The sequence below is a fragment of the Spiroplasma endosymbiont of Dromius quadrimaculatus genome, assembly GCF_964031155.1.
In the GTDB taxonomy this organism is placed as follows: domain Bacteria; phylum Bacillota_I; class Bacilli_A; order Mycoplasmatales; family Nriv7; genus Nriv7.
Window position 1 is genome coordinate 816,454 of record NZ_OZ035010.1, and the last position, 25,798, is coordinate 842,251.

The 25,798-nt window shown below is 25.2% G+C and carries 33 protein-coding genes; 14 read left to right on the forward strand and 19 right to left on the reverse strand.

Annotated features, from left to right (window positions below; genetic code table 4):
- The 6 genes from AAHM88_RS04565 to AAHM88_RS04590 all read left to right on the forward strand — a co-directional run bounded on the left by AAHM88_RS04565 (position 1) and on the right by AAHM88_RS04590 (position 5,728).
- Positions 1–273 (forward strand): hypothetical protein, encoded by a 273-nt coding sequence (locus tag AAHM88_RS04565; protein ID WP_342262364.1) that lies wholly within the window; start codon positions 1–3, stop codon positions 271–273.
- Positions 266–406, forward strand: coding sequence for a hypothetical protein (locus AAHM88_RS04570; protein WP_342262365.1), 141 nt, complete (start codon positions 266–268; stop codon positions 404–406). The genes AAHM88_RS04565 and AAHM88_RS04570 overlap by 8 nt, the downstream gene beginning before the upstream one ends.
- A complete protein-coding gene (locus AAHM88_RS04575) occupies positions 406–1,668 on the forward strand; it encodes a hypothetical protein (protein WP_342262366.1) in 1,263 nt (420 codons plus the stop codon). The genes AAHM88_RS04570 and AAHM88_RS04575 overlap by 1 nt, the downstream gene beginning before the upstream one ends.
- On the forward strand, positions 1,649–3,676 hold the full coding sequence (locus tag AAHM88_RS04580; protein ID WP_342262367.1) for a hypothetical protein: 2,028 nt from the start codon (positions 1,649–1,651) through the stop codon (positions 3,674–3,676). The genes AAHM88_RS04575 and AAHM88_RS04580 overlap by 20 nt, the downstream gene beginning before the upstream one ends.
- Before the next feature lie 1,058 nt (positions 3,677–4,734).
- The gene (locus AAHM88_RS04585; protein ID WP_342262368.1) at positions 4,735–5,247 is read left to right on the forward strand and encodes a Panacea domain-containing protein; all 513 of its coding nucleotides are present in this window, start codon (positions 4,735–4,737) and stop codon (positions 5,245–5,247) included.
- Positions 5,248–5,278: 31 nt separating this feature from the next.
- Positions 5,279–5,728 (forward strand): hypothetical protein, encoded by a 450-nt coding sequence (locus AAHM88_RS04590; protein WP_342262369.1) that lies wholly within the window; start codon positions 5,279–5,281, stop codon positions 5,726–5,728.
- On the opposite strand, the gene AAHM88_RS04595 is transcribed toward AAHM88_RS04590, so the two are convergent.
- Positions 5,725–7,407 (reverse strand): hypothetical protein, encoded by a 1,683-nt coding sequence (locus AAHM88_RS04595; RefSeq protein WP_342262370.1) that lies wholly within the window; start codon positions 7,405–7,407, stop codon positions 5,725–5,727. The two genes, AAHM88_RS04590 and AAHM88_RS04595, sit on opposite strands and share 4 nt — an antisense overlap.
- Before the next feature lie 154 nt (positions 7,408–7,561).
- Here AAHM88_RS04595 and AAHM88_RS04600 point away from each other — a divergent pair, with 154 nt between their 5' ends.
- Entirely contained in the window at positions 7,562–8,704 is a 1,143-nt protein-coding gene (locus AAHM88_RS04600; protein ID WP_342262371.1) for an Mbov_0401 family ICE element transposase-like protein, read from the forward strand.
- A gap of 21 nt (positions 8,705–8,725) precedes the next feature.
- Here the strand turns inward: AAHM88_RS04600 and AAHM88_RS04605 are convergent, their stop codons facing one another.
- Positions 8,726–9,736, reverse strand: coding sequence for a hypothetical protein (locus tag AAHM88_RS04605; RefSeq protein WP_342262372.1), 1,011 nt, complete (start codon positions 9,734–9,736; stop codon positions 8,726–8,728).
- Positions 9,737–9,830: 94 nt separating this feature from the next.
- Between AAHM88_RS04605 and AAHM88_RS04610 the strand changes: the two genes are divergently transcribed.
- The 6 genes from AAHM88_RS04610 (at position 9,831) to AAHM88_RS04635 (ending at position 13,288) form a co-directional block, all read left to right on the forward strand.
- Positions 9,831–10,412 carry a hypothetical protein gene (locus tag AAHM88_RS04610; RefSeq protein WP_342262373.1) on the forward strand — a complete coding sequence of 194 codons (582 nt, stop codon included), beginning with the start codon at positions 9,831–9,833 and terminating at the stop codon, positions 10,410–10,412.
- Positions 10,399–10,689, forward strand: coding sequence for a hypothetical protein (locus AAHM88_RS04615; protein WP_342262374.1), 291 nt, complete (start codon positions 10,399–10,401; stop codon positions 10,687–10,689). The genes AAHM88_RS04610 and AAHM88_RS04615 overlap by 14 nt, the downstream gene beginning before the upstream one ends.
- Before the next feature lie 86 nt (positions 10,690–10,775).
- Positions 10,776–11,228 (forward strand): transcription antitermination factor NusB, encoded by a 453-nt coding sequence (locus AAHM88_RS04620; protein ID WP_342262375.1) that lies wholly within the window; start codon positions 10,776–10,778, stop codon positions 11,226–11,228.
- A complete protein-coding gene (locus tag AAHM88_RS04625) occupies positions 11,197–11,934 on the forward strand; it encodes a hypothetical protein (protein WP_342262376.1) in 738 nt (245 codons plus the stop codon). Before AAHM88_RS04620 ends, AAHM88_RS04625 begins: the two co-directional genes overlap by 32 nt.
- A 13-nt stretch (positions 11,935–11,947) precedes the next feature.
- Positions 11,948–12,763, forward strand: a complete 816-nt coding sequence (locus AAHM88_RS04630; RefSeq protein WP_342262377.1) for a TlyA family RNA methyltransferase — start codon at positions 11,948–11,950, stop codon at positions 12,761–12,763.
- Between the two features lie 57 nt (positions 12,764–12,820).
- A complete protein-coding gene (locus AAHM88_RS04635; protein WP_342263326.1) occupies positions 12,821–13,288 on the forward strand; it encodes a hypothetical protein in 468 nt (155 codons plus the stop codon).
- A gap of 71 nt (positions 13,289–13,359) precedes the next feature.
- Here the strand turns inward: AAHM88_RS04635 and AAHM88_RS04640 are convergent, their stop codons facing one another.
- Positions 13,360–13,512, reverse strand: a complete 153-nt coding sequence (locus AAHM88_RS04640) for a hypothetical protein (RefSeq protein WP_342262378.1) — start codon at positions 13,510–13,512, stop codon at positions 13,360–13,362.
- Between the two features lie 269 nt (positions 13,513–13,781).
- Positions 13,782–13,970, reverse strand: coding sequence for a hypothetical protein (locus AAHM88_RS04645; RefSeq protein WP_342262379.1), 189 nt, complete (start codon positions 13,968–13,970; stop codon positions 13,782–13,784).
- 19 nt (positions 13,971–13,989) lie between these two features.
- On the opposite strand from AAHM88_RS04645, the gene AAHM88_RS04650 reads away from it, so the two are divergent.
- Positions 13,990–14,136: a hypothetical protein gene (locus tag AAHM88_RS04650; protein ID WP_215826105.1), complete on the forward strand. Its 147-nt coding sequence runs from the start codon at positions 13,990–13,992 to the stop codon at positions 14,134–14,136.
- A gap of 56 nt (positions 14,137–14,192) precedes the next feature.
- On the opposite strand, the gene AAHM88_RS04655 is transcribed toward AAHM88_RS04650, so the two are convergent.
- The 15 genes from AAHM88_RS04655 to AAHM88_RS04725 all read right to left on the reverse strand — a co-directional run bounded on the left by AAHM88_RS04655 (position 14,193) and on the right by AAHM88_RS04725 (position 25,786).
- Positions 14,193–14,975: a hypothetical protein gene (locus tag AAHM88_RS04655; protein WP_342262380.1), complete on the reverse strand. Its 783-nt coding sequence runs from the start codon at positions 14,973–14,975 to the stop codon at positions 14,193–14,195.
- 2 nt (positions 14,976–14,977) lie between these two features.
- Entirely contained in the window at positions 14,978–16,150 is a 1,173-nt protein-coding gene (locus tag AAHM88_RS04660) for a hypothetical protein (protein ID WP_342262381.1), read from the reverse strand.
- Complete coding sequence (locus AAHM88_RS04665; protein ID WP_342262382.1) at positions 16,140–17,381, reverse strand: alkaline phosphatase family protein; 1,242 nt, start codon at positions 17,379–17,381, stop codon at positions 16,140–16,142. Before AAHM88_RS04665 ends, AAHM88_RS04660 begins: the two co-directional genes overlap by 11 nt.
- A gap of 18 nt (positions 17,382–17,399) precedes the next feature.
- Entirely contained in the window at positions 17,400–18,032 is a 633-nt protein-coding gene (locus AAHM88_RS04670) for a hypothetical protein (protein ID WP_342262383.1), read from the reverse strand.
- Positions 18,033–18,177: 145 nt separating this feature from the next.
- A complete protein-coding gene (locus AAHM88_RS04675; RefSeq protein WP_342190156.1) occupies positions 18,178–18,459 on the reverse strand; it encodes a hypothetical protein in 282 nt (93 codons plus the stop codon).
- 143 nt (positions 18,460–18,602) lie between these two features.
- Positions 18,603–19,007, reverse strand: coding sequence for a hypothetical protein (locus tag AAHM88_RS04680; protein WP_342262384.1), 405 nt, complete (start codon positions 19,005–19,007; stop codon positions 18,603–18,605).
- Between the two features lie 3 nt (positions 19,008–19,010).
- The gene (locus AAHM88_RS04685) at positions 19,011–20,186 is read right to left on the reverse strand and encodes a hypothetical protein (protein WP_342262385.1); all 1,176 of its coding nucleotides are present in this window, start codon (positions 20,184–20,186) and stop codon (positions 19,011–19,013) included.
- Positions 20,187–20,391: 205 nt separating this feature from the next.
- Positions 20,392–20,721 carry a DNA repair protein RecO C-terminal domain-containing protein gene (locus AAHM88_RS04690; protein ID WP_342262386.1) on the reverse strand — a complete coding sequence of 110 codons (330 nt, stop codon included), beginning with the start codon at positions 20,719–20,721 and terminating at the stop codon, positions 20,392–20,394.
- Between the two features lies 1 nt (position 20,722).
- Positions 20,723–21,136 carry a DNA repair protein RecO gene (gene recO / locus AAHM88_RS04695; RefSeq protein WP_342262387.1) on the reverse strand — a complete coding sequence of 138 codons (414 nt, stop codon included), beginning with the start codon at positions 21,134–21,136 and terminating at the stop codon, positions 20,723–20,725.
- A gap of 15 nt (positions 21,137–21,151) precedes the next feature.
- Positions 21,152–22,051: a GTPase Era gene (gene era / locus AAHM88_RS04700; RefSeq protein WP_342262388.1), complete on the reverse strand. Its 900-nt coding sequence runs from the start codon at positions 22,049–22,051 to the stop codon at positions 21,152–21,154.
- On the reverse strand, positions 22,044–22,853 hold the full coding sequence (locus AAHM88_RS04705; protein WP_342262389.1) for an ABC transporter permease: 810 nt from the start codon (positions 22,851–22,853) through the stop codon (positions 22,044–22,046). Before AAHM88_RS04705 ends, era begins: the two co-directional genes overlap by 8 nt.
- A complete protein-coding gene (locus AAHM88_RS04710) occupies positions 22,843–23,619 on the reverse strand; it encodes an ABC transporter ATP-binding protein (protein WP_342262390.1) in 777 nt (258 codons plus the stop codon). The genes AAHM88_RS04705 and AAHM88_RS04710 overlap by 11 nt, the downstream gene beginning before the upstream one ends.
- 58 nt (positions 23,620–23,677) lie before the next feature.
- Positions 23,678–24,064 (reverse strand): cytidine deaminase, encoded by a 387-nt coding sequence (cdd, locus tag AAHM88_RS04715; RefSeq protein WP_342262391.1) that lies wholly within the window; start codon positions 24,062–24,064, stop codon positions 23,678–23,680.
- Positions 24,065–24,074: 10 nt separating this feature from the next.
- Positions 24,075–24,542 (reverse strand): rRNA maturation RNase YbeY, encoded by a 468-nt coding sequence (ybeY, locus tag AAHM88_RS04720; protein ID WP_342190163.1) that lies wholly within the window; start codon positions 24,540–24,542, stop codon positions 24,075–24,077.
- A gap of 188 nt (positions 24,543–24,730) precedes the next feature.
- Positions 24,731–25,786, reverse strand: coding sequence for a hypothetical protein (locus tag AAHM88_RS04725; RefSeq protein WP_342262392.1), 1,056 nt, complete (start codon positions 25,784–25,786; stop codon positions 24,731–24,733).
- Positions 25,787–25,798: the final 12 nt, after the last annotated feature.

Genomic DNA, 25,798 nt, shown 5'->3' on the forward strand with positions numbered 1-25,798 from the left:
ATGAATTCAGAAACAGTAGCAAGTATTTTTACAGCAATTATTGGCGGTTTGGGTGGAACGGCTGGCATTACAGGAATAATCTCGGCTTTAAAAACAAAAAAGGAGGCGAAAAAAATGGAGCAAGAAAATAAAGAAGCGTTAAATAAAATTGATACTAAATTAATGATTATAAATAATAAGATTGATATGGTTATTGCTATCAAAAATAATAACGCTAATAAAAACGAGATTAATATTAACAAACCAAAACGAGGAGCTAAAAATAATGGCTAAAAAATTATTTTGATTGAAAATGTTAATTTACTTTTTAAACTTTATTACTCTAGGACTTGTACCTTTGGGGAAATTAATTTCTGAAAAAATTGAAATTTTAAAAAAACAAGTTGAAGAATTGGAAAGTAAATAATGCCATTACGATTTACTAAAAAATGATTTAGTGATAAAGATGATAATGTAGTAGTTAAAAAACGCGAAATGGAAAAATCAATTTTGCGAATGTATGGTTTTGCTCCTTTTGGTCATGAAGATTATTATAAATCGTATGTGTCCGACACTATGGCTAATGCATTAACTCCTAAGAAGTTGGAAATTAATATTAGTCAACAAGATTTATCACCAAAAATAATGGCATGACTTTATAAAAATGATTTTCAAAGTAAAAACTGGATTAATGAGAAACGAGCTAGCGATATTGGTATTTCAGCATTTCTAATTTTTTTAAATCAAGGAATTATGAATTTTCAACCCATACGAGTAGCAGAGCGAGAATATGATGTGTTGGGAAATTTAATTCAATGTACAATTTTTTACGACGACTATAAGAAAAATAATCTTAATTTACGCATGTACGAAACTTACCAATTAGAAAACAGCAAAGTAAAAATTACGCGTGAAATTTATGAACTAAGCACCAAAAAAATTGTTGACAATAATGGCACTTCCAAATTAGAACAAACAATAATAAAAGTTAATGATTTTGAAAAACAACGCAATAATGAAAAATTAAATATTAACCAAGTTTTAGAAATTAATTACATACCAATTGCAATTTTTTCTAATTTACCAAGTGAGCGTGCTGACATCGCTGGTGTTGAAGATAAATTGAAAGCTTTAGATATTTTTTATGAACAAAGCATTCTAGATGCGATTTTAAACGCCACAAGATTTCTTATTAATACAAATTCACTTGTTGGTAATGTTCAAAAAAATGTGAATAAGATTATTGATGATTTTATTAAAAATCATGTTTTAGTCATGAATTATGATCAAGCCCAAAATCCAATACCCTTTTCTACTATTAATGGTCAATTTAGAGGAAAAGAATTAACTTATTTATATGATTGAAATGTGACCGAGATTAATAAACGGATTGGGATGCATGTACCTGCAATTCATAAAGGGGCTCAACAAACTCGTCAAGAAAGTTCGGCCGTTAATATTCAAACTAATAATATGCTCGAGCAAAAAATATTATTACGAGAAGAAGCCCATGCAAATTTTATTTACTTACTACTTAAATTTGACCGCGACTTGAATGGTAACAGTTTTATTTCAAAAGAACTTGAAAAAATGACAATCAAAGTCAATTTGAATGTAACAACCACAATTGGTAAAGAAATTAATAATATTGATATGAAAGGACAAGAAAATGGCGGATTGAAAGACTAAACCAAGTCAAGAAAATGAAACAAAATATCGTGATTATGCAATTGATAATACTCCACTGGACTTTGCAAATTACACCGAACAATCAGACCCTGACTTACATACAATTTATAACGAAACAAGAAAACGCGAATTATATATTTATCCTTTAAACAACCTGATTAAAAACGCAAATAAACCTAATTTATACTTTTTTTCTCCCAATGTTGTTAAAATTGGCTTTATTGACCCCTTAGAAGTTAAAAAAACGATTGCTTATGAAGTTAGTGACTTTAATTTAGAATTAGATGCTCGCAATGCTACTAATATTCAAGATAACAGTGTTGAATATACTATGGTCGATGCTAAGACTATAATTTTTCAAGATGAAAGTTTATACGGCAAATTTAATCTTCATGTTGTTTCTATTGGTGAACCGGCAAACGAAAATAATTTGGATGAATTGTATATTATAAATTCTTACACCGAACGCTATGCTCCAAAATCAATTAAGGTAACCAAGGAAACGGTTTTGGTACGGGTGCAAGATTTTAAAGTTCGTGGTTCTAATCCCATTATCGTGCGTATTCAAAAACAATTGCCCGAAGATACAAAGGTTAAAGCAATTACTATTAAATTTCCACGGCAAGCTTTATTTGGAAATATTAAATTAATCGGGGAAGTAAACGGCGTGGAGGGTTATCCACGATTATTTATAGAAAATGACAAGGTTATGTTACCAATGCTATCAATGCCGATTGAAACTGAACCAAAAGTTAGAATATTGCAACAATGAATGTCTAGTCAAGTTTTAGCATGAGAAAAAGCAAAATTGTTTTTTAACGAGAAAAGTGCTTTAGATTTGATTACGGTTGGTGGCGGAACAGAATCAAGAAAAAAAGTTTTTATTGATGCAAGAGTAACATCAATGCATATTACTAGAAATACACAAAAATATCAGCGTGTACCTCTTGGTTGTCTACCAGTGGATTTATTAAAAGAAAATATTATTTTAAATGAAACAATCACTCTACCTGGTGAAATTGGTGGGCTTGAACCCAGTTGTCTAAATTCTACCTCATATAATTTAACTAAAGATTATGATAGAGTGGAATTAGAATTTAAGGAAATATTTAGGATTGATAGTTTACAAAAAGTATTGTTAGACATGCTAGATTATACTTATAACTATCGCACTAATTTTGAACACGCAAAATATGATAAAAAAACTAATGAACCTAGAAATGATATTGCAAGGTTGAAAGAAAATAAATTTGTTGGTCAAAAACCCGAAGTAGTTATTACTAATCTTTTTGAGTACTGAAAATTTGAAAACCCTAAGTTAATAAAACATCCTTCGGTACAAATATTTAAACAAATTATTATGATGCTTTCTGAATATATTTTTTCTGATTTATCAATAAATATGGGTTTAAATGATGATTATAAACTATTATTGCCTTATTATTTTGAGCTCATTTCAGTTCCATTGCTTGATGATGGATATTATAAATTTAAAGATGTAGAAGTTGTTTTAAAATCAGAGTACTTTAGTTTTGATAATAATCATATTCAATTAGTTAATGATGACATATCACAAAATCAATTATTTAAATTGAACAGTAACCAGTTTAATTGACTACCATTAATTAATAATTTGGAACCAAACGACATCCCTAGTTTATTACCAAAAGATATAAAATTAGCGGATGGAAATTATGGTAAAAATTTTGTAAATTGTATTGTTGAAAAAACACAATTAAGCAGTGTTATGAATATTTATGGAAAGGGATTGGAGGCGTTATTAAGTAATTTTAGGTGAATTGAAGAAATAAATAAACTTGACATTACTAAGCAATGTAAATTTCTTTTAGAAAAAGAAATAAGTAATTTTAAGCGATTGGAATTATCTGTTATTTATGGAAAAGGAAAATATAATTTTGAAATTGAAACAAATCACACATTAATTAAAATAAATAATATACGCTTATTTAATGATAAAATAAGTTCTTATGTTAATTTAGAATTATAAAGTAAATATAAAGTAAAAGAGACTAATTAAATTAGTCTCTTTTTTGATTATTAAAATACCCCTCTTCATACTTGCCGTCTCATATCTCTACTTTTTCCATCAAAGAACCGGGTATTTTATCATTTTCCTTTTTTTCATCTTTATTTGAGCACATTAAATACATTTCTTTATTGTCTCTACCTATCTGTTTTCATATGGTACTTCCACAATATACTATCTCACCATTAGATTTTAGAAAGTATTTGTTACTTCTGCTATAAGCTACTATTCCTAAAATTATTCCTACAAAAGTAAATACTATTAAAGTGAGTAGTATACCTACATGTAGTAATTCATTTTTTTTTTTTTTGACATTTAAATAACTCCTCAAAAAATTAATTAATTTGGGCTAAAAAGAGACCTTTTTATTAAGGTCTCTTTTTAGTTTTTGAATTTAAAGAATATATAAACTCTTGATAATTATCGGCTGGTCGGGTTGCTTCCACAAACGAAGCGTCAATATACTAGAATTTTATTAAGCTTACAAAAAATCTCGGCACCGCTTTTCAACCTGGTAGGGGTCCGCGTTTAGCAGGACCTTGGGGACCCTAACTTTATTGAAAGAACTTCCGTAATTTTTTTAATTTAATAAACAACTAGATTATACACGTAGATTATACACGCAGATTTTGTGAAAGTCAACCCTCCCAGAGTCTTACTTTTTTAAAAATAGTCTATAATATTAAGTTATATATAATTGTGAATTAAGTTTAAGGAGGGAAATTAAAATGAAAAGAAAAACAATTAGTTACAGTGATGAAATGATTAAAAGTGGTGTAGAGTTAAATAAGAAAGATAAGTTTATGAAAGCAATTTCTAAATTATTGGTTAAAGATTAAAATAATTAAATATGTTTACGCGAGGTTGGATTTTTAATTTGGTTTTACCAATGGATAGTAAAAATAATAAATAAAAAGCATCTTTATAAAATATGTTATATTTATAGATAACTGATTGCCCCCAGAGTTTTTTTAAAAAATAGTGTATAATTAAGTTAATAATGATAGGGGGTTTTAATTATGGAAAATAATAATGTTATGGATATGGCAAAATATTTAATTCATAAAAATCCAGCTTTATTTAACTCAAAACAACTTTTTAAAAAAAATGGCTTAAAAATGTATAAGGGGGAATTTATGCTTCATAAATTGCTTCATTTAGCACAAGTTTTTCATTTATTAATTAAGAATAAACCTTTATTTAGTGTAAACGAAGAAGTAGCTTATAACAATGGACCTGTTATTATAAGTATTCGCAAACAACATAATAAACCTTTAATTTTTAATACAAAAAGCGAAATTAATTTAAGTAAAGAAATTAAAAGTTTTATTGATAATATTTATTTATTTTTTGAAGACGCAAACCCTGATGAACTATTTGAAATAACACATTATGATCAATGCTGAAAGGAAGCATTTCAAAAAAGTGAAAAAAATATTGACGACGGTAAAATGGATGTTAGAAATTATATTGATTTTTATAAAAAAGAATATAAGATTGCAATAGATCATTTTTCTGAGTTGTATTTGTAGATTTATATTTAGAAAAATTAAAATAATTAATATGTTTAAGTTGGGTTCAATTTTTAATTTGGTTTTACCAATGGATAGTAAAGATAATAAAAAGCATCCTCATATTTTAATTTGTTATATAAATAACAATAGTTTTTGTTTACTTTCAAAAATAGTATCTTATAAAAAAATAAAAACAGTAGCAGCTTTTAATTGTATTCCTATTTTTAAAAAGGATTTCCCGTGCTTGAAAAATGATAGCATGCTAAGCGGAAACACATTAATAAAGTTAGAATTTGATAAAAATAGTTTAAACAATTATATTTTAAAGTGTTCTTTAAATTTTAATTGTAAATATTGCCCATTTAAATCGCACCTCATTTTGGATATGGAGCATAAGGCATTTAAAAAACATGTTACGAATTGTTTTAAAAATGTTAAAGAAAATAAAAATTTCCGTTACAAGACTTTTTTACTTGAAGACTTAAAACATTATAATTAAATTATATAAAATAAATTTTTATTTTGTTTTCCACGAATAAACTGTCTTACAGCATATAACGCATAAAAGTCTGCATCATAAGGATCGAGATACATTTTTGGGTCAGGAACATTAGTGCGTTTTTCATCATATCGTAATTCTTCGTAGCATTTGGCAGTAAAAGGATTATTCTGTAAATTTATATGACAATTACCAAATCCAAACAAATTACGCATTCAAATAACGCGGTCTGTTAAACCGGCTTCTTTGGTTAATGGTGTTGTGTGCTTAATGGCTGTGCTGGTACGAATGTTAAAACTATAATCTTCGATTAATTTTGTTTTAATTCATTCCATAGCGGTTTTTGCTTTATCATCATAATTAAAAATAACATGATCAAAATTATAAAAATTTGCTCTTAAAGTCATGATTTCTTCTATAAAATAACTAATTTTTTCATTTTCAGAAAAATTATCTTCGGGGGTTACAACAATTTCACATATTAAATATGGATCGTAAAGTTCAGTTTTTTTATATTCTTGAAATCCCCAAAATTTTAGCACAGTATGGTCGATTGGCCCAGTTGCTCAATCAACCCCGATACTATAAAAATCAAATTTATACATATCAATAGTGGCGACATAAAAATCTTTTAAATCGTATTTTTGTGTATATTTTAAATGTTTTCGAAACGGAAAGATAGTACTATCACTGTCTGAGTACTCAAAACCATATTTTACAATAGCATATTCATCGGGGTTATCTTTTTTAAGTTGGTTTACTTTTTTTCTTGAAATTTCTGGCAATTTATTTCAAGTAGAGTCTAATGTTAGTCTTAAAACAAAAATTCCTAAACCCTCAAATTCTTTTTCATTTTCGTATCAGACTTTACCAGTTTCTTTTAATAAATTCATTATCTTGTCGTTTAATGGTAAAAATGGCGTACAGTATTTTTCATAAAATGGGTGATATTTATCATAGGGGTTGCAAGTGAACGCGACAAAAAAACTTTTTCATAAGTAGCGAGTTTCTTGTTGTCCTGTCATTTTATCAACAAAGGTTCAAGAAAGTTCTTTTATGGGTTTGTCAGAAACTTTAATCCGATTGCTACGAAACATTGACATTTGTAAACGCTCATATCTATAAATTAGTTGTTTATCAGTCAAAGTTTCTTTTTCTTCTGCCATAATTATTTCGTCAGTTCGTGAACACAAAAAACTAGAACCTTTTACAGCTGTTCCAAAAATTCTATTACCGTTGGCATAACCAATAAAAGTTATTCGTTGATTGGAAGGAAAAATTATTTCTCCGCCTTCTTTATTCAATTTTCAAACTATCCCAGTCACCTTAGAGTGTTCGGGTCCAATTTGAACGCCATACTTTTCTTCTAAATATTGACATAAATTATGTAAATCAGCAATTGTTGTTTCAGGGTGTGTATTTTCATAGCGTCGTACTTCTTGAGCGGATGTATCTGTAAAGTTACAACAAATTCATAAATCTCAAGCTAAACAGTTTCAAGTTTTAAAGGTCATTCTAGCAGTAGGCACAAATCTATAAAAACACCTCGTTGTAAAATATTCTGCCCAATCATCGCCAACTAGTTCCTTAAAAATTTCTCAAGTAAAACCAAAGTTATTGTCACTAAAATTTAAGTCATATTTTTTATTTAATTGTGAGTAATTAGTTATTTTTTTCATTATATTAATATTATCTATGGATATTAACTGTTTTATGTGTTTGATATAGAAAAAAATAAAAAAGGAAATAGAAAATGAAGTATATTGTGCCTAAAAATGATTTAGTTTTTTGTTTTTACATAAATATAATTAAAGTTATATATGGAGGCAAAAAATGTTATTTGATAGAGAAAAAGAATATAAAAATTTATTAAATAAAAGAAAAGAAGAAATTGAAATACGGGATATCCAAATTTTTAAAAGTAGAAATAAAAAAATATATATCGCTGTAAAAATCAAACCTCGAACAATTACTACCGAGTTTGGAAAGCTAACTTTTAAAAGACATATCTATAAATATTATACAAATAAAAAGTGAAAATATGTTGCACTAATTGACGAGGAACTCAATTTAAAAAAATATTCTAAATTAGATACTCAATTAATAGAATTAATAAAAAATGAATTAGGATCAGGCAAAAGATATCAAGATATTATTGACATGTATCCTGAAACAAAATTATCACCCATGACAATTTCTAGAATATTTAAATCAGTTAAAAATGATGATAAAAGAAATCAAGTAAATAAAAAAATATTATTAGAAGATAAACAAATTGTTTATATTTATACTGATGATTCTTTCGCCAATACAGATAGATTTAAAAAGAAAAGGTGGAAAAAATTTAAAAGAAATAAAGATACTCAAATTAGAACTATTTCTTTTTGTACTGGTTATGATGAAAAAACAATTAATAAGAAAAGAAAGAAATTGAAAAATAAGAGAACTACATTCTTTATTGGTAAGGATGAAAGATTGCCAACTAAAGACTTATCAAAAAAATTACTTGAATTAGGATCACAATTTTATGAAAATTTTGATAATGCTAAATTAGTCGTTGGCGGGGATGGTGCAACATGAATTAAACAACTGGCATCTTTTATGGGAGCTAAATATATTTTAGATCGACATCATGCTGTAAGAGAATTAAGAAAAGTATTTTTATTTTCAAAGTTATATCATGGCAAAGAACTTTTTCAAAAAGCTATTAATTATTTTTATTCTGGTGAATATGACAATTTAATGGAATTATTAAAAATTTATGCCCCAAAAGAAATATTTAAGTACTTTAAAAATAATCAAGTTGGCATTATACATCAAGGAGAAAGTTGGAATATTGGAGTATCAGCTGAATCTGATGTATCTAGATTAGTGAAATCATGTCTAGGTTATGGAAGTAAGATATTTTCGCTGGCCGTGCTTAAAAACATGCTAAATGGAAGAACATATAAACTAAACAATAATTTTTCAATTTAATATTTTTAAAAATGTGCGAATTTAATAAGTTTGTAATTTTTGTTTTGCAAATTTGATTAATAAATGTATAATGAATTTACAATTGAATGAAAAAAGGTCTTTTTCATTATCTACCTTTAAGTTATGCACCCCGCCCTCACTTCCTCCAACATAAAGTTTATCATTTATAGCAATTAAACTTCAAACCGAACAATTAATGTTTTTAATTTCTATAGGTTTTTTATTGGAATCATCTAAATCTAATTCATATAATTTCCCATTTCCTGGATCAGAATATCAAGAATTTCTTGTATGAAAGTAAAGTTTATTATTTACAACATATGAAACATAAATAGTTCTTAAATTATCGTTATTGTTATCTTTTTCTTTAAAAATAGAAAAATCATTAGTTTTTGTATTTAATTTAAAAATTTTACCTTCATTTCCAAAATATTTTGTTTCTATTCCAATATAAATATTATCTTTATAAGAAGAAAGCGTTTCAAGTCTATTTTTTTCATATGGAATATTATTTGGAATACTATCATTTTTTTTAGGTTGTTTTTTTGAATCATTAAGCTCAATTACATATAAACCATCACTTCCTCCAACATAAAGTTTATCATTTACAACAAGCAAACTATCAACTCAATTACTTATTCCTTCTATTTTTTTAGGTTGTTTTTTTGAATCATTAAGCTCAATTACATATAAACCATAATTTTTTGTTCCAATGTAAAGTAGTTTATCATTTACAACAAGCAAACTTCAAATTTCATCATTAATACCTTCAATTTCATTAAGTTTTTTATTCGGATCATCTAAATCTAATTCATAAAACTTTTTTTCGTCATCTTTTGTCCCGCTTACATAAAGTTTATTATTTCAAATTGCTGATTTATAAAATACATTATGTTTATCATAAAATAAGCTCTCTAAATTATTTTGTTGTGGTAATTTATTTGTTTCAGATTTGCCATTACAAGCAACTAAACTTGTTACATTTGTTCCTACTAATGTAATTGCACCTAAAGTACTTAGAAATTTTTTCATAATATTTTATCCTTTATTAATTTTAAATTTATATTCTTACATCTTATCATAAATTAATAAATTAATTTCTCCTTTTTTAAGATTTTTATTGATTGTGCAAAACATCTGTGGTATATTACACCATTCAAATTTTATTTGATATCGTGAGTCTGGTAAGTTCGCTTTAAAGAACGAAAGCAATATAACAGAAAGGTTGGAACCAATTGACAAAACATCAAAAGCAAAACAACTTGAAGAAGTAAATACTAACAATATATCAAATAATATTGAAAATGGAAATATTAAATTGGATAAAACAAGAAATCATTCTGTATTTAATGAAAGAGATTTACATTCCGTTGTCGTCAAATTTTTACATAATTCTGCTTTTAACATTTCTAGTAAAACAATTTTCCATGAACTTTCAAGTAAAAAAGTTTCTGGTAAAAATAAATGATTGCATCCTGATATTGTTGGCGTTCATTTTCCATTTAATGATTTTAGTAAAAAAACTTTAAAGTTACAAAAAGAATATTTAGGAGCTTTGAAAACAAAGTTTTATTCATTTGAATTAAAAAAAGAATTAAGTTTTGCTAATCTTCGTGAATCTTATTTTCAAGCAGTATCAAATTCATCTTGAGCCAATGAAGGGTATTTAGTAACCTTAAAAATTTCTGAAAGTAATGGACTTTATTAATGAATTAAAAAGACTTAATGATGCTTTTAATATTGGTGTTATTAAGCTAAATCCTAATAATATTAAGCAAAATATTATTTTATTTCCAGCAAAAGAAAAAGAAACTCTTGATTGAGCAACAATTGATCGCTTAGTTACTGAAAATTCTGATTTTAAAGATTTTGTTAGAATTGTTATTCAATCATTACAAGCAAATACCATTATTGGTAATTTTGATAAGGTACTAACAGATGCCGAATATGAAAATTATATTAATGAAAAACATATTAAAGAATAATAAAATATTTGAATTAAGCATATTTTCTATTTAATAGAAAATATGCTTTCTTTTATGCTAAAATTAGTAATAACGGTGGTAAAGATATGGAAAAAAATTCACAGCATAATATAAGAGAAAGCATAATTTTTTTTATCTATCAACAACAATTATTAAATTATGACTTAGAAACAATTATTAAAGAAATTAAAGAAAATGAAGCAGATTTTAATGCGGAAATTATTAATAATTTAATCCATCTTTTCGAACAACGAAAAATTATAATTAAAATTATTAATAAGTACTTAAAAGTAGGGTGACATTTTTCTAAATTATCTAATTTAGAGCAAGGGATTTTATTGTGAGCAACTTATGAATTACTGATTTTAAAGGAAAATTCAGCAATTATTATTAATGAAGCAGTTCTTATTACTAAAAAGTATTTCATCAATACTGAATATAAATATATTAATGGCATTTTGCAAAGTATTGCTGATAATGAGAAAAAAACTAACAAGGATGACAACTATGGGAAATGAATTATTGAAGAAATCTATTAAATTAGCAAAGAAAACATTAATTAAAACCATAAAACAAACCAATAATCCAGAAATTATCCAAGATGGTTTGTATATTTTAAATGTTGTTACTAAACATAGTATTTTTATGCAAGCATTAGGTCTATTAATTGTTAATGAAAAATTAAGTCCCGAGTTATTTATTCGTCATTTAATTTCTTGCAAAGCTATAGTTTGTAGTCAAATTTATCTTTTTGATTTAGAAATTAAAAAAATTAAAAATCTGAAAGTAATTAATGAATTTTTTCAAAACTTAGCAGTTAGTTCTGCAATTAAATCACCAATTGAATTACAATTACAAGATACCTATAATAGTAAAATTAAAAATATTGACGAGTTAAAAGGTTTAGAATTAGTAAGAAATGAAAAATTTTATCTTCTCGCCCATCTGATTGGTAATTCATTTGAATCGGTAGCAATTTTTAATCACAAAGAAAATAACAAAACTTATTATTATAATTTTGGTTTTTATTTAGCATTATATTTTTTATTACATCGTGAAACCTTAGCCCGAAAAGCTAAAATTCCTTCTTTATTAGACCAATTGCCAACACAAAATCTTTTAATTGTAAAGCTTAATATTATGGAAAAATATATTAATGCTATTGCTACAATATATCCTTTAGAATTTAACGAATTTATTATCCTCAATAACAAATCAATAAACAAAATGAAAAATTTATCGTAAGTGAAGAACAACAATGAAAAAAATCCGATTAGATATGTTATTAGTTCAAAAAGAATTATTTCATTCCCGAACTGAAGCTCAAAGTGCCATTATTAATCATCAAGTACTTGTAAATGAGGAATTAATTATTAAGTCAGGAACTTTAGTTGCCCTTAACAGTATTATTAGAATAAAAAAACAAAATAATCAATTTGTTTCTCGTGGGGGATATAAATTAAGTAAAGCTCTTAAAGCGTTTAATATCAATTTAGAAAATCTTGTATGTTTAGATATCGGTTCTTCTACGGGTGGTTTTACTGATTGTATATTACAAAATCAAGCAAAATTGGTTTATAGTTTAGATGTCGGTACTAATCAATTAGCTTGAAAATTACGAATTCACCCTCAAGTAATTGTTATGGAAAATACTAATTTTCGTTATGCCAAGAAAGAAATGTTTAAAGATAATATTAGTTTTTGTGCTATTGATGTTGCCTTTATTTCATTAACAAAAATTATTCCGGTTTTAACAGAAATTTTAATGCCCCTAGGTCAATTAGTTTGTTTAATTAAACCACAATTTGAAAGTAGTAGAACGCAAATTGAAAAGGGGGGCGTTGTTAAAAACCCCATAGTGCATTATCAAGTATTAAATAATTTAATTGCTTTTTTTAAAGAATATGGTTTTTCTTTACAAGGTTTAATTTATAGTCCAATCGTTGGCCATAAGAAAGGAAATATTGAATATTTAGCTCATTTATCTTTCAATAACCTTTTACAAAGTAAAGAAATTGATGTTATAAAATTAGTAGATGATGCTTTTAATACCCTTAAAAATACCACCAAATAGATTTTATATTAACTAAAAAGGATAAGTTAAAAGATGAAAGTGATATTTTATATTGATATGAATGCTTTTTTTGCTAGTTGTCATCAAGTTATTGATCCAAGGATTGTTTCCAAACCTATTGTTGTTAGTAGTCAATCCAGAAGAGCAATTGTTGCTTCAGCTAACTATGAAGCGAGAAAATATAATATTAAAACCGCCATGCCCTTATATCAAGCAAAAGCGTTATGTCCGACATTAATTTGTATTAACATCAATCGTAAACTTTATATTGAGTATTCACATAAAATTTTCAATTTATTAGTAAATAATTTTACCAATAAAGTAGAAATAACTTCGATTGATGAATACTGTTTAGACGCAACTAAAATATGGTGATTCTACTTTTTCTGTATAATCACCACTCCAAGTTCCACCAGTTTCAGCATAAATATCATCATTTCAATTAATATTTTTTGTAAAACTTGGTGCTGTTGGATTAAAACGGGGTGGGTCTTTTTTCTAAATCAATATTGGTTTTTAAATTAACTTTTAAATCATTTTCTAAATTGATTGGTGGACTATACCGCAATTATAAAATTTGTCAGGTGTTTTTTTACTTATGACTTTTTCTTTTCTGTTTTTTTGACAGCTTTTTCATCTCTTTTTTTCTGTCTGGCATCTGATTTATCATTATGTTCTTGAATATCTTTATTAATCTTTGTTTGTTTTTCATTTAAGTTTTGAACTGAAACTTTTTTATTATGTCTCAACTCACTTTGTGTCTTTGGTTTAAGATATGAAAAACTATTTTTGCTAGTAAATTTGCTTTCTACTTTTCCCAGTTTTTTGTTTAAAGATTCTGTTTTATTACGTGTATGTCTTTGTGTGTGTCCTTGATTGGTTTCATTTCCTTTGCTTGCTAGTTGTGGGTTGATTTTTTTATAAGTTGCTACGAATGGTGTGGCAATGCCGGTTCCAACTTGTTTTCAGAATCCTTTTGCTCCACCACCGCGAGTTGCTCCAACTAGTTTACTTGTTGCTAGGGTTGTGAGACACCAAGTCCAAAGCCCGCTAAACCAACAATGCCAGCGCGCGAACTCATTCCCTCGGTGGCATGTCAGAAATGGCGAAAGTCAAGTGGTTTTTCTTGGCGAGATTGATTACTTGATGTTTCACCATCATCTCAATCACCATCACCGGCCATTGAAGAACCCATCGCGTTCATCATATCGGAAAAAAAATCACAAATGACCGTACAAGAGACAATAATTAAAAAAATAAATAGGCGATGAAAACAAGAAATTAGTATGACTGGTAAAAAATATTTAGACAAAATTTATTCTAAAAATAATAATAGCTATGCTACTAAAAATAAAACTAAAAAATATAAATAATAATATAATAAATAAAAATGTCTTAAAATTTTAAGACATTTTTATTTATTACTCCCCTATTGCGGATAATCTTGTCTTCGTAATACAAGAAGATTATTTATATATATAAATGTACTTCCTAAAATTAAAAATACTAAAAAGAAAATAATATAAGCAATAAAAAAGACTAGTCACCCATTAAGAGAAGTTTGTTGCACATTAAAAAAGAAATATGGATAATAACGAGTTCAATCATAATCATTATTGCCTTGTTCGGTTATGATTTTAATATGACCTCGTAATAATACAAAAAAACCATAAAACATTGGGTATAGATAATAAAGATAAAGATTTTTCTTTAAGTATTTTGATAATGAAATATATGATGATGGTGCAAATAATGAGTATACTAACATTAAAATTGGTAAACAAAAATGTTGAATATGAGTGGGAATTCAATAATTACGATAAGCAAATTTTTTTGTTAAGTCGTTAATTGGTGGTGGACCAATAATAATAGCTACATAATAAGAAATCATTGCAATTACTAAAAATATATTAGTAAAATTACGAATATGAAAATTAGTCACCCATTGTAAAGCAATATTAGGTTTTAAATAATAAATGATATTTAATAAACTATAAAATAATACAATTACTGTTGATTGCATACTTCAATAACCAAAAAAATCTCATGCTAAAACATCAGAACAATATTCAGGATTTATTAATGCTTCATTGAAAACTAAAAATCAATAATGTCACGATAAACTTCCTAAAGAAACTATAAAAAATGATAATTGAACATAGAAATGGTAGTTTTGATACCATTTAGGATAATTATGAACACTGGTTAACATTTTTAAATTTTTCTCTCCTTCTCTTTTTGATTAACATTGGCACCAATTATTATTGGATAAAGTTTTAATCTATTGGATAATTTAATAAATAAATAAAATGAAATTTTTTTAATTATAAAACAAATAAAATAAATTATTATTAAATGCCCCAAAGTTCATAGCAATAATAAAAATCAATGTGAATAAATAGCAGAAATTAAAGAAATAAAAAATGTTGCACGAAAATCACGACTAAAATCTAAAATATAAGTTAAAGCGATGCCACATGGCATCATTATTATTGTGGTATTAAATATATTATTACTTTTCAATCCAATTTTATTTTGCGAATTAGTTTCTAAAGTACTTAAAACTGTTAATAACAGAAAACTAATTAATAAATAATTTATACCAATAGTACTATGACTATAAAATATTAATTGACTAGTAAAATAAATAATAATAACTAAAAAAACTACCATTAACTGTCACATTAATAAATAATTATGCGCAAGTTTTTTTAAATAAAATGAACCTTGAAAATAATGAAAACATAAACCAATCATAAAAGCACAAAGAAAAAATATTCCTGCAATAACAGTAGGTTCTTCTAAACTATAAAAGAAATTGCTTCGTTGATATATTCCAATTTTAGAAATGTATTGGCAGTCATATATAAGAACAGTAATCGATAAAGCAATGACTATTACTAAAACAACTACTAATAATGTTATAAGCGTAATAGTAATCGTTTTAGTTTTTCTAATGATATTTCCTTTAAATAATACGAGACGAATTAAATAACAAACCATAAAAAGTAATGTTACATAAATACTTCCGCGTTCATATGTTAAATAACTTAAAAAATCCATTATTGCTAAATATTGTTCTGGTAATCCTGTTCAATGACCATAAACACCAATAAAATTAATTACTACCATTAGCAACGCCATCATAATCATTAGTGAAATAATAAAAAATCATATTCAATGTGCTTGCTTTTTAGTTCATTTAAAACTAATACTAAAATATCCTAAAAGCATTACATTTAAAGTTAAAAAAATATTTTTAAGAACTAACAAATATTCTTCAAAATCAATCATAAAACTAGCAAAAAAAAGATTAGTTTGTAAAAATAAATATAAAATTGTTGTTGTAATAAATCCTATTTGTAAAATTACTTTATTATTTTTCATCTTGAAATACACCCAATATTCTACTTTGATAATTTCATCAAGGTTGAATTTCACCTAAAATATTTTTATAAGTTTTTAATATTGGTAATCCTAAAGCACTGGCAATTATTGGTGTTAGATCCATATTACTAATTTGATATCCCAATATGCCATTTTTTCTATTATGAGGATGATACATTATAAAAGGAATTTGTAATTCTAATGGTGCATAAAAAGTATGATTCTTACCAATATGTCCGTGATCAGAAACAAAAATTAATAAGTAATTATCATATTCTGCCCTTTCTAAAGCATTTAATATATTTTCTAGTCACATATCAACATTACTAAGCAAATACTGGTCATAATAACCGCTATTACCATATTTAGCGTGTGCTAATAAATCAGTACTAGCTAAATATAGAAATGATAACGGACCTAACTTTTTATCCTTAGTATCATTTAAAAATAAGTTAACAGCTGCTTGATCTATTTTTACTAACCGATCGTATGACCCAGGCAAACAATTATATATACTCATCCGATCTAGTTGTGTGTGTTGTAAAATATCTAAAACCTTATCTTGTTTAAAAAAACCCTCTTGATATTTTTTCTTTGAATTATTAATATTTTCCTTAATATTATCTTGAATATTAGCAGCAATTTTCTTGTTCCACGCCCTACTGGCATATTGGCGATATAATTCACTTTTTAAGATTACATCCATTGTAAAATCATAAGTCCCATAATATTGCGAAGAATTATGACTATTTTTTGTATTAAACATATCAATATACTTCATAATTGATAATGGTGGTACTTTTAATGGGTTTCAATAACATTTTGAATTATGATTATCAATTCATCAATTATCTTGGTTTTGTTGCAAATATTGACTACAATCGGTTACCTCGTGATTATTTCAGTGTTTTTTTTGAATATCATCACTAGTGGCAGTTAAGACCGAAGACCAATTAGAATCCGAATGAATTGTTCCATTATTTAATGCTGTTTTACTATAAATTCCTTTATTAATAATTTTTTGGAAATTAGGATATTTATTTTTAAATACATTAGCAGAAGATACACCATCAACACCAACAAGAATAACATTATCAACCGGTTTATTTAAATTTAAATTATTATAAAATATTGTTGGTTTATTTAAATTAACTAAAATAATAAAAAACAATATTAATGTTGTTAGCATCATTATAATAATATAAAAAAATATTGTTTTTTGAAATTTCATTTGTATTGTAATCCATTTCTATGAAATAATTGATAATTGCTTATAATTTATTTTAAGATAAGAAAATAACTCTTGCTTATTTTTAAAAAGTAAAAATGAATATTCTTGTTTTTTAAAAATAAATATTCATAACAGTATTGTAGTACTACATAATAATAAAATAATGCTAATAATGTTAAAAATATCATTAATATTAAATTGTAAGATTCTTTGAAATTGATTTTTAATAATTGTTAACTTTCACTTATGACTTTGAGCAAAAAAATTTAAATCATCAACAATAATTTCGTTATAAAATGTTACCATTATTAATAATATTATTTTTAATATTACTAAAAACAATAAGACAAATGGTCCATAAAAACAAATACCCTTTTTGTTAATAAATAAAATACTAGTAATAACAATTATTCATAAACTTAAACTTAAACATAATGCTACAATAATAATTAAAGGAAAAAAATCTTGTATTGGTTTAAATTCTGCCAATACATGTTGTTGCAAATTACTGCTATCTAAAGCATTGGTAAAAATATCATTAATTTTATTTTGAACATAGCTTAATGAGATTATATATTGAATAATAATAAAAATCAAAGCTAACAATAATAAAATTCTTGCGATTGTTAAACTTCAATATCCTTTTTTCAATATTAAATCCCTCTTTCATTTATAAATTATATTATACAAATTATTTTGCTAATTTTCAATAAAGAAATCCTTCTTTAAAAATATTAAATCATAAAAATGCCTGATAGTTTGCTTATCAGGTATTTAAAATATATGTTTTCTACTTTTAACCTTTTTGTTTTAACCCGCTAAACCTTTCTGCCATTGATGGTTGTTGCGTTGCTCAAAAATAAATTGTAATAATAAAACCAATAATAGTAAAATTTATTAATCACTGAACCATTGATCAGCCAGCATAACTAAATTTTTCATTTTGAGTGGTTCCGACAGTTATTTTTGATGCCATTTCTCCTAATGAAGATTTATTTACTAATAATAAAATTAAATTAATAATGATTGTAATTCCTAAAATATTAATAAAACTTTTAATAAATCTTTTGCCTCTCATTCTGTCTATCTCCTATTTTAAAATTCTAATAACTGATTTATTTTCTAGAAAATATTATTGCAATAAACATTCCTTTCCTTATTTAATTAAAAACTTATTACTTAATTTAATATTAACATAAAAATCAATGTTATTAGATGCTTTTAATTAATAACAAATTTTCATTGCTGTAAAATAAAATTATTAAAAGGATTTTGATAAATAACTTTAACTGCAATTGGTAATGGGCAATTATCAGTGATATATAAAAACCGCAACTTATTTTGTGGTAAATTAGGAAATAATCTTATTCACTCTTGAATAAAAAGTCTTTGAAAAATATGTTGATCTAAATAATAAAATGCTTGTTTAAGCCATCCTACTTTTATTGCCGGATTTAATTTTTTAGAATTAATATTTTTATTAGAATTATCTTTATTGTAAATTATTTTCTCAGCATTAGTAATATTAATATTATTTTCTTTAAAAAAGAAAATAAAAACTAATGAGACTAATCAAGAAAATATTAAAATTGAAACAAACAATAAACGCTTAATTTTATAAAACATTTTTTAATTAATATCTCCTTGCAAAATAAATTTTTCATATTCCTTTTGACTTAAATTACCATTTACATATCATCATTTAACTTGTTCACTACTAATTAATAATGATTGTTCAAAATCATAAATTATTTTTTCATCAGCAGGAATAGCTATTTGCAAAATATTAGAATCTTGCGTTAATGATTTTTTAATAAAAAGATTTTGACTAATATTTAATATTAAATCAGTAGTAATCGTTTTAATTTTAAGTTTAGTACTAATGTTTCCCCTTCAATTTTGATATTCAAAAGGCAATATTATTCCTTGGCTATTTGAATAAATCGCTGAACTAGAACTAAGATTAACAGTTTCTTGAAATTTTTGAAAATAGTAATAAACCATATTAGAGGTGTGAAATACACTTTTAATTTTTACTGGTGTTTTATTTGTTAAATAATAGTCTTTAATTGTTGAAACAGCACTAGGTTCCAATAAAGGTCGTTCATACTGTTGAATAATTTTTGTCCTTATCTCTTTATCAGCTTTGTCTTCTAAATGAGTTCAATTTATTGTTGATAATTGATGATAAAAATAAAATAATGATCTAATTACACGAGGATATTCATAAGTTGTGGAATCATTATTTTTTAAAAAAATAGTTTCTGTTATTGGTTCTGAAACTATAATATCTTCTACTTTAGCTATTCATTCATTAACAATAGGCATAAAATTATATGCTAACGGATTATTAATCTGCACCGTTTCATCGCCTTCTAAACTAACATTATAGTTTAAGAGCGAATGATATTGAAAGTTAATTACTCCCATTGATTTATGACTATCAATGCTAATAACTGTATTTTCATTTTTTGTTTGCTGAAATGAATAATAAATTTTATTCATTTTATTTTCAAAAAAACATTTTTGAGGAATAAGAACTTTTCATGCTTTTTTATTTTTTGATGAAAATGAATACGCTGTGCCATCATTGGGAATTGTTAAATCAACAGTACCAATATCTGGTACTATTGCCCGACACCCCTTATTTTCATAATTCTCATTAACATTAAAAGAAAACTGTAAATTATCAAATTTATGAATGCCATAAAGTTTTGTTAAATTACCACCAGCATCGTTATTTTTACCTTTTAAAATAGTTAAATAAAATGTTAAAACATAAGAATTGCCTAATTCAGGATGCATTAAAGGAACAAAATAAAGTGTAAAATCTGGTAAAAATATAATCTGATTATATCGTAAACTGGAATCATTATTATTAAAATAACTAACAGTAGTACGATGATTTTCACTAATTAATTGGGGATTATTAATCTAATATCACTCCTTTCAAAATTTAATTAACAAAATAACGAATTAATTCCTTTTTAAAAAAATAAAAAATCACTCTTTAAATAAAGAGTGATGATAAAATTCATTTTTCTTTAATCGGTTTTAAAGATTGATAACTTAAAACTCCGCGCTCGCTTAGATATTCATAATAAAATGGAATTAGAACATATAAATCATCTTGATTAATCTCTCATTGTTCAAATTCTGGTTCATGATTTAATTCATATAGTGCTTGTAAAAGTGAAATTGGAAATATTTGTTGTTCGTTTTTAAAACAACCACGACAAACAAACCCACCAGCTGATCAATTTATTGTTTTAATATTCTTATTACTTTTACAAATGCTACAATGGTTTAGTTGCAATTGTAATCCTAAAAGTTTTAACACTTTAAAAGTTAAAAAAACAGAAAAGTTTTTTAACTTCATTTTTATCATTATTAATAGTTTGTAAAATAACTAATAATTCATTAAAAATAATATTAGTATCCTCACTAAGTTCACTATAAAGTTTAACTAAATAATTAGTGACCATTAAGCGTTCATAGTTACTATGAATATTAGGGAATGTTTCAAGAATAACTCCGGTTTTTAAGCGATGCATTTTATTTTTACTATAAGCAAAAAATAATTCAAATTCACAATAATTAAATAATTGTAAAAATGCTTGATTTTTAGAAGTGATTTTTCGTACCCCTGGACAATAAATAGCAATAATGCCATTAATAGTATAAATATTAACAATGGCATCAACCAATTGATAATCTTGTTTATTAACAATTATTCCCGAAATTTTTGTTGTCAATGCACTTTATTTCCTTTATTTTTTACCATAACCTAATTTTGCTAATATGTTAGGACTATCTCTTCATTTTTTTATTACTTTAACGAATAATTCTAAATAAAATTGGGTTGCAAAAATTTCTTCTAATTCAATTCTTGCTTGCGAACCAATATTTTTAATCATTTTACCACCATTACCAATTAAAATTCCTTTTTGCGAATCTCTTTCAACAACAATAGTAGCGATTACACGAATAATTTTTTTTGTTCTTTCTTTTTTAAATTCCTCAATTAAAATTGCAACACCGTGTGGTACTTCTTGATGAGTTAATAAGAGAATTTTCTCACGAATAATTTCTTTAACAAAAAAATCTTCTTGTTGATCTTGAAACATATTTTTAGGAAAATACTGCGGTCCAAGCGGTAATGTCATCATCAGCTTATTTAATAAAAAACTAATATTAATATTTTTTAAACAACTAATACCAATAATTTCTTGAACATTAAATCGTTCATTTCATAATTTAATTTTTTGCTCTAATTGCTCAGAAGTAATTAAATCAATTTTTGTCAATTCTAAAAAAATTGGTACTTCTCGTTCCTGCAAAGACTTATATATATATTGATGTGTTAATGAAATTTCTTCATAACTATTAACTAATCATAAAATACCTTCAACACCTTTAGTACTTTGCATTGCCACCCGATTTAAACTTTTTCCTAATTCATTAGTAGACTTATGAATTCCTGGACTATCAATAAAAATTATTTGATAATCATCGGTAGTCAAAATTCCTTGAATTCGATTTCTTGTTGTTTGCGGTTTATTACTAACAATAGCAATTTTTTTTAACATTAAAGTATTTAATAAAGTAGATTTACCAACATTTGGTTCACCAACAATGGCAATAAAACCAGAACGAAAATTATTATTCATATCATTTTCACCATTTAATCGCAACGCCAATAAATATTAAGGGTAAAGCACTAGAAACTAAAATATTAATAATAAAATTTGTGTTGGATAAGATACTATTGTTAGCAATATTATTCATTAATAAACTACTTGGATATTTAAAAATTGATAAATAACTAAAAATCTTAAAAATTAAATTCTTATCAAAATTTAAATTTGATAAAAATACGCCACTAAAAAGCATCATTGGTAAAAATAAAGCATTAGAAATTAACATATGTTGTTTTTGAGTTTTAAAAAATGTTGCTAATAAAACTCCAAAACTAATACTAATAATAATAGAAAATATTAAATAACCAATAACTGGTAAATTAATAAAACTTAAAAGTTCACTAATATTAAATTGACGCCCAAAAATAATGATAGTTCAAAATAATGTTATTAAAATTGTAAATAAACTTAAAATACAACCAAATAAAATAACAGTTAAGAAAAAAGTTCTAGGTTTCATATTAATTGATCCAAAATGTTTAATAATTATTGAATTACGAAATTCAACAATTGTTCCTGAAATAATTTGAAACCCAATAATCATTACTTGAATCATTAATGCCCCCGCAATCATATTTTTTATTTTGCTTAATAAAAATTCATCATCAACATTAGGTAATTCACTGGAAAAAACAATGAAATCAATTATTAATATCATTAAAGGAAAAAAAATTAAATAACTAATGGCCATATATCCGCGAGAATAATAACGAATTAAAAGTTTAAAAAAACTTTTAAATAATCTTTTTTCTGTCAGCAAATTATTGAACATTATTTTTTTTCCTTTCATTATCAATCATTAAAAAAGAATTATTATTTTTATCTTGTTCTTTATAAAATTTAAATTTTACCTTTGTATATTCAGCAACGGTACCATATTGTTCAATAACTTCTTTAACAGTAATTTGTTCTTTAATTAAACCATTATGTAAAAAAATGATTTTTTCACAAAACTTTTCTACTTCACTCATAATATGGGTTACTAAAATCATCGTTACATTTTTCTTAACAATATTTTCTTCTAAAAATTCAAAAATATCTTCACGCACTTCAATATCTAAACCTGTTGATACTTCATCTAAAATAATTAATTGCGGTTTATGAATAACTGCTAATAAAATATTTAATCTTTGTTGTTGACCCCCAGATAAAGAATTAATTTGTTTTTTCTTAATACCATCTAGTTGATATGTTTTTAACAAATTTTCTAAATCATCATAATGATATTTAATATTAAAAGTTTCTAAGTAATATTGAATCATATCTAAAATAGTAATACCCATCGGATATTTAGAATCTTGAAACTGAATCCCAATAACTAATTCTGACTTTTTTCAAACTACTCCTGCTGTTGGCTTTCTTATTCCCGCAATAATTTCTGAAATGGTTGATTTGCCACTACCATTAGCGCCAATTAAACCAATTCGCTCGCCACAATAAATTTGCAAATTAATATCTTGTAAAGCTCATTTTTGACGATATTTTTTACTTAAATTTTTTATGTCAACTAATAATAAATTACTATTTGTTTCCTTCATAAAATTATGCTCCATTACTATAACTTATTTTAAACATATTTCTTTATCCTAATGTTATTTAGTTAATTGATTTAAAACGATTCGGCAATAATTGTTCATTCTTATATACACCAACTATTTCTGTTTCATTATAAATATAAACTTGACAATTTGCCGTTAATAATTCACTCATTACTTGCCGACAACTACCACAAGGAGTTATTCCTGTTTTTGTATAAAGATGAATGGCAATTAAATCTCCTTTTGTAAAACCTTGCGTATAGGCTTGCATCAAAGCTACTCTTTCAGCACAAATAGTTTCACCATAAGCGATATTTTCAACATTAACACCTTTAATTATTATATCATCCTTTATTTGTAATATTGCTGCTACTTGAAACTTTGAATATGGACTATAAGAATTATTACTTAACTCTTTTAATATTTTTAAATAATCTTTTTCCATAATTTCTCCTCTATTTATTTCTAGGAATTTTTAGTTTTGTTAATACTTCATCTTGTAAAGCAAACATGATATCTTCTTCTGATTTAGTTTGATGATCATATCCCAATAAATGTAATAAACCGTGTAAAAATAAGAACGATAACTCGCGCAATAAACTATGTTCATATTTATCGGCTTGTTCTTGTGCTAATTCAAAGCAAATAAAAATATCACCTAAAATTCGCATATTAATCATCGCATAAAGCTTTTGATTATCTGCTTCAACGGGAAAAGATAGCACATCAGCAACATAATTTTTTTGCCGATAAGTTTGATTTAATTTCAAACTCATTTCTTTACTAATAATGTTTAACGATAATTCTAAAGCATCATCAATATTTAACATATCGGTTATGGTATTTAAAATTTTATGTCACGAGTCAGTATAAAATGTGACATCAAATTCAGTATTATTAATGATATCAAAATTATTTTTCATATCTTACCTCACTAATTAAATTATATCAAATTAATTCAGTTTTAAAATATTGTAATAACTTTTACTATTATAACAAATATTTTATTAATAAGCATTTACTATTTCTTAAATTAACAAGAAATCATAGGAATAAACAAAAATACTAAGAATTTTAAAATTCTTAGTATTTTCTAAATTAATTAACTAAATTAACTTTTAATAATTTTTGGTAACTCTAACATAAAATATTGATTTAATATTTCTCATCCATAAGTTCGTAAATGCTTCGGAGTTAACATTCAATAGGCCAAAGCCTCACCAAATCACTCTTCAATTCAAGCAGATTCTAACGGATAGAAAATATGATAATTACTGGGAACTAAAATTCACGAAAATAACATTTGCGATAAATAATTATTAAAATTTATTTTTTTATTTAATCATTCTCAAAGGTGAAATGCTCCGCTTTGGTTATTATTTTTAAAATATGTATAATAAGAAACTAAGTGCCCATATTCATGAACAAAAACATTATGAGCAGCACTAGTAGGATTCACAATATAATCTTTAAATTCTTGACCATTATAAGTAATTATATTTCAATCACCTTGATATCACTTTCAAGCATCTTCTTTATTAACACCAGCACCAAAAAGTAATAAATTTATCATTTGATTATCATTGTCTTTATTAACAATACCATTCAAGCCATTCAATTTTTGAATATAAGTTCATTGAAGTTTTGTTAAACTATTTTTCAAGAATTTTTTACCATAAAGAAAATTTAATTGTCCAAAGAAAGATATAAATGCTTGTTTCATTTCACCTACAGTATTAATTTTAAAAAAAGGCATTCAATTAACTTCATCATTATCGTTTCAAATATTGTTTATTGCTTCTAAAGTATTAAACTCAAAATATGATCCAATTGTTTCCAATCCATCTTTTATTTTACTGGCCTTGTTAGATGCTTTGCGAGTCAAAATATTATCTCACTTGCTTAAAAATATTTTATCATTACTATCTAACTTAGTTTTATGATTTTCTTTTAAAATATCTATAAACCATCCAGAAATATCATCGTTAGGTTGCATAATTAAGTTAATAAAATCAACATTCCGGTCAAAAGAAACTTTTTCGCGTTGTAAGATTTCAAAATAATTATGAGAATAAATTTCATTAATTTTATGATTATTAATCGCTTGATAAAAACTATTTCCTAATGTAATAACGGATATTAAACATCCACTTACTATTTTTCGCATAGTTAGTATCCT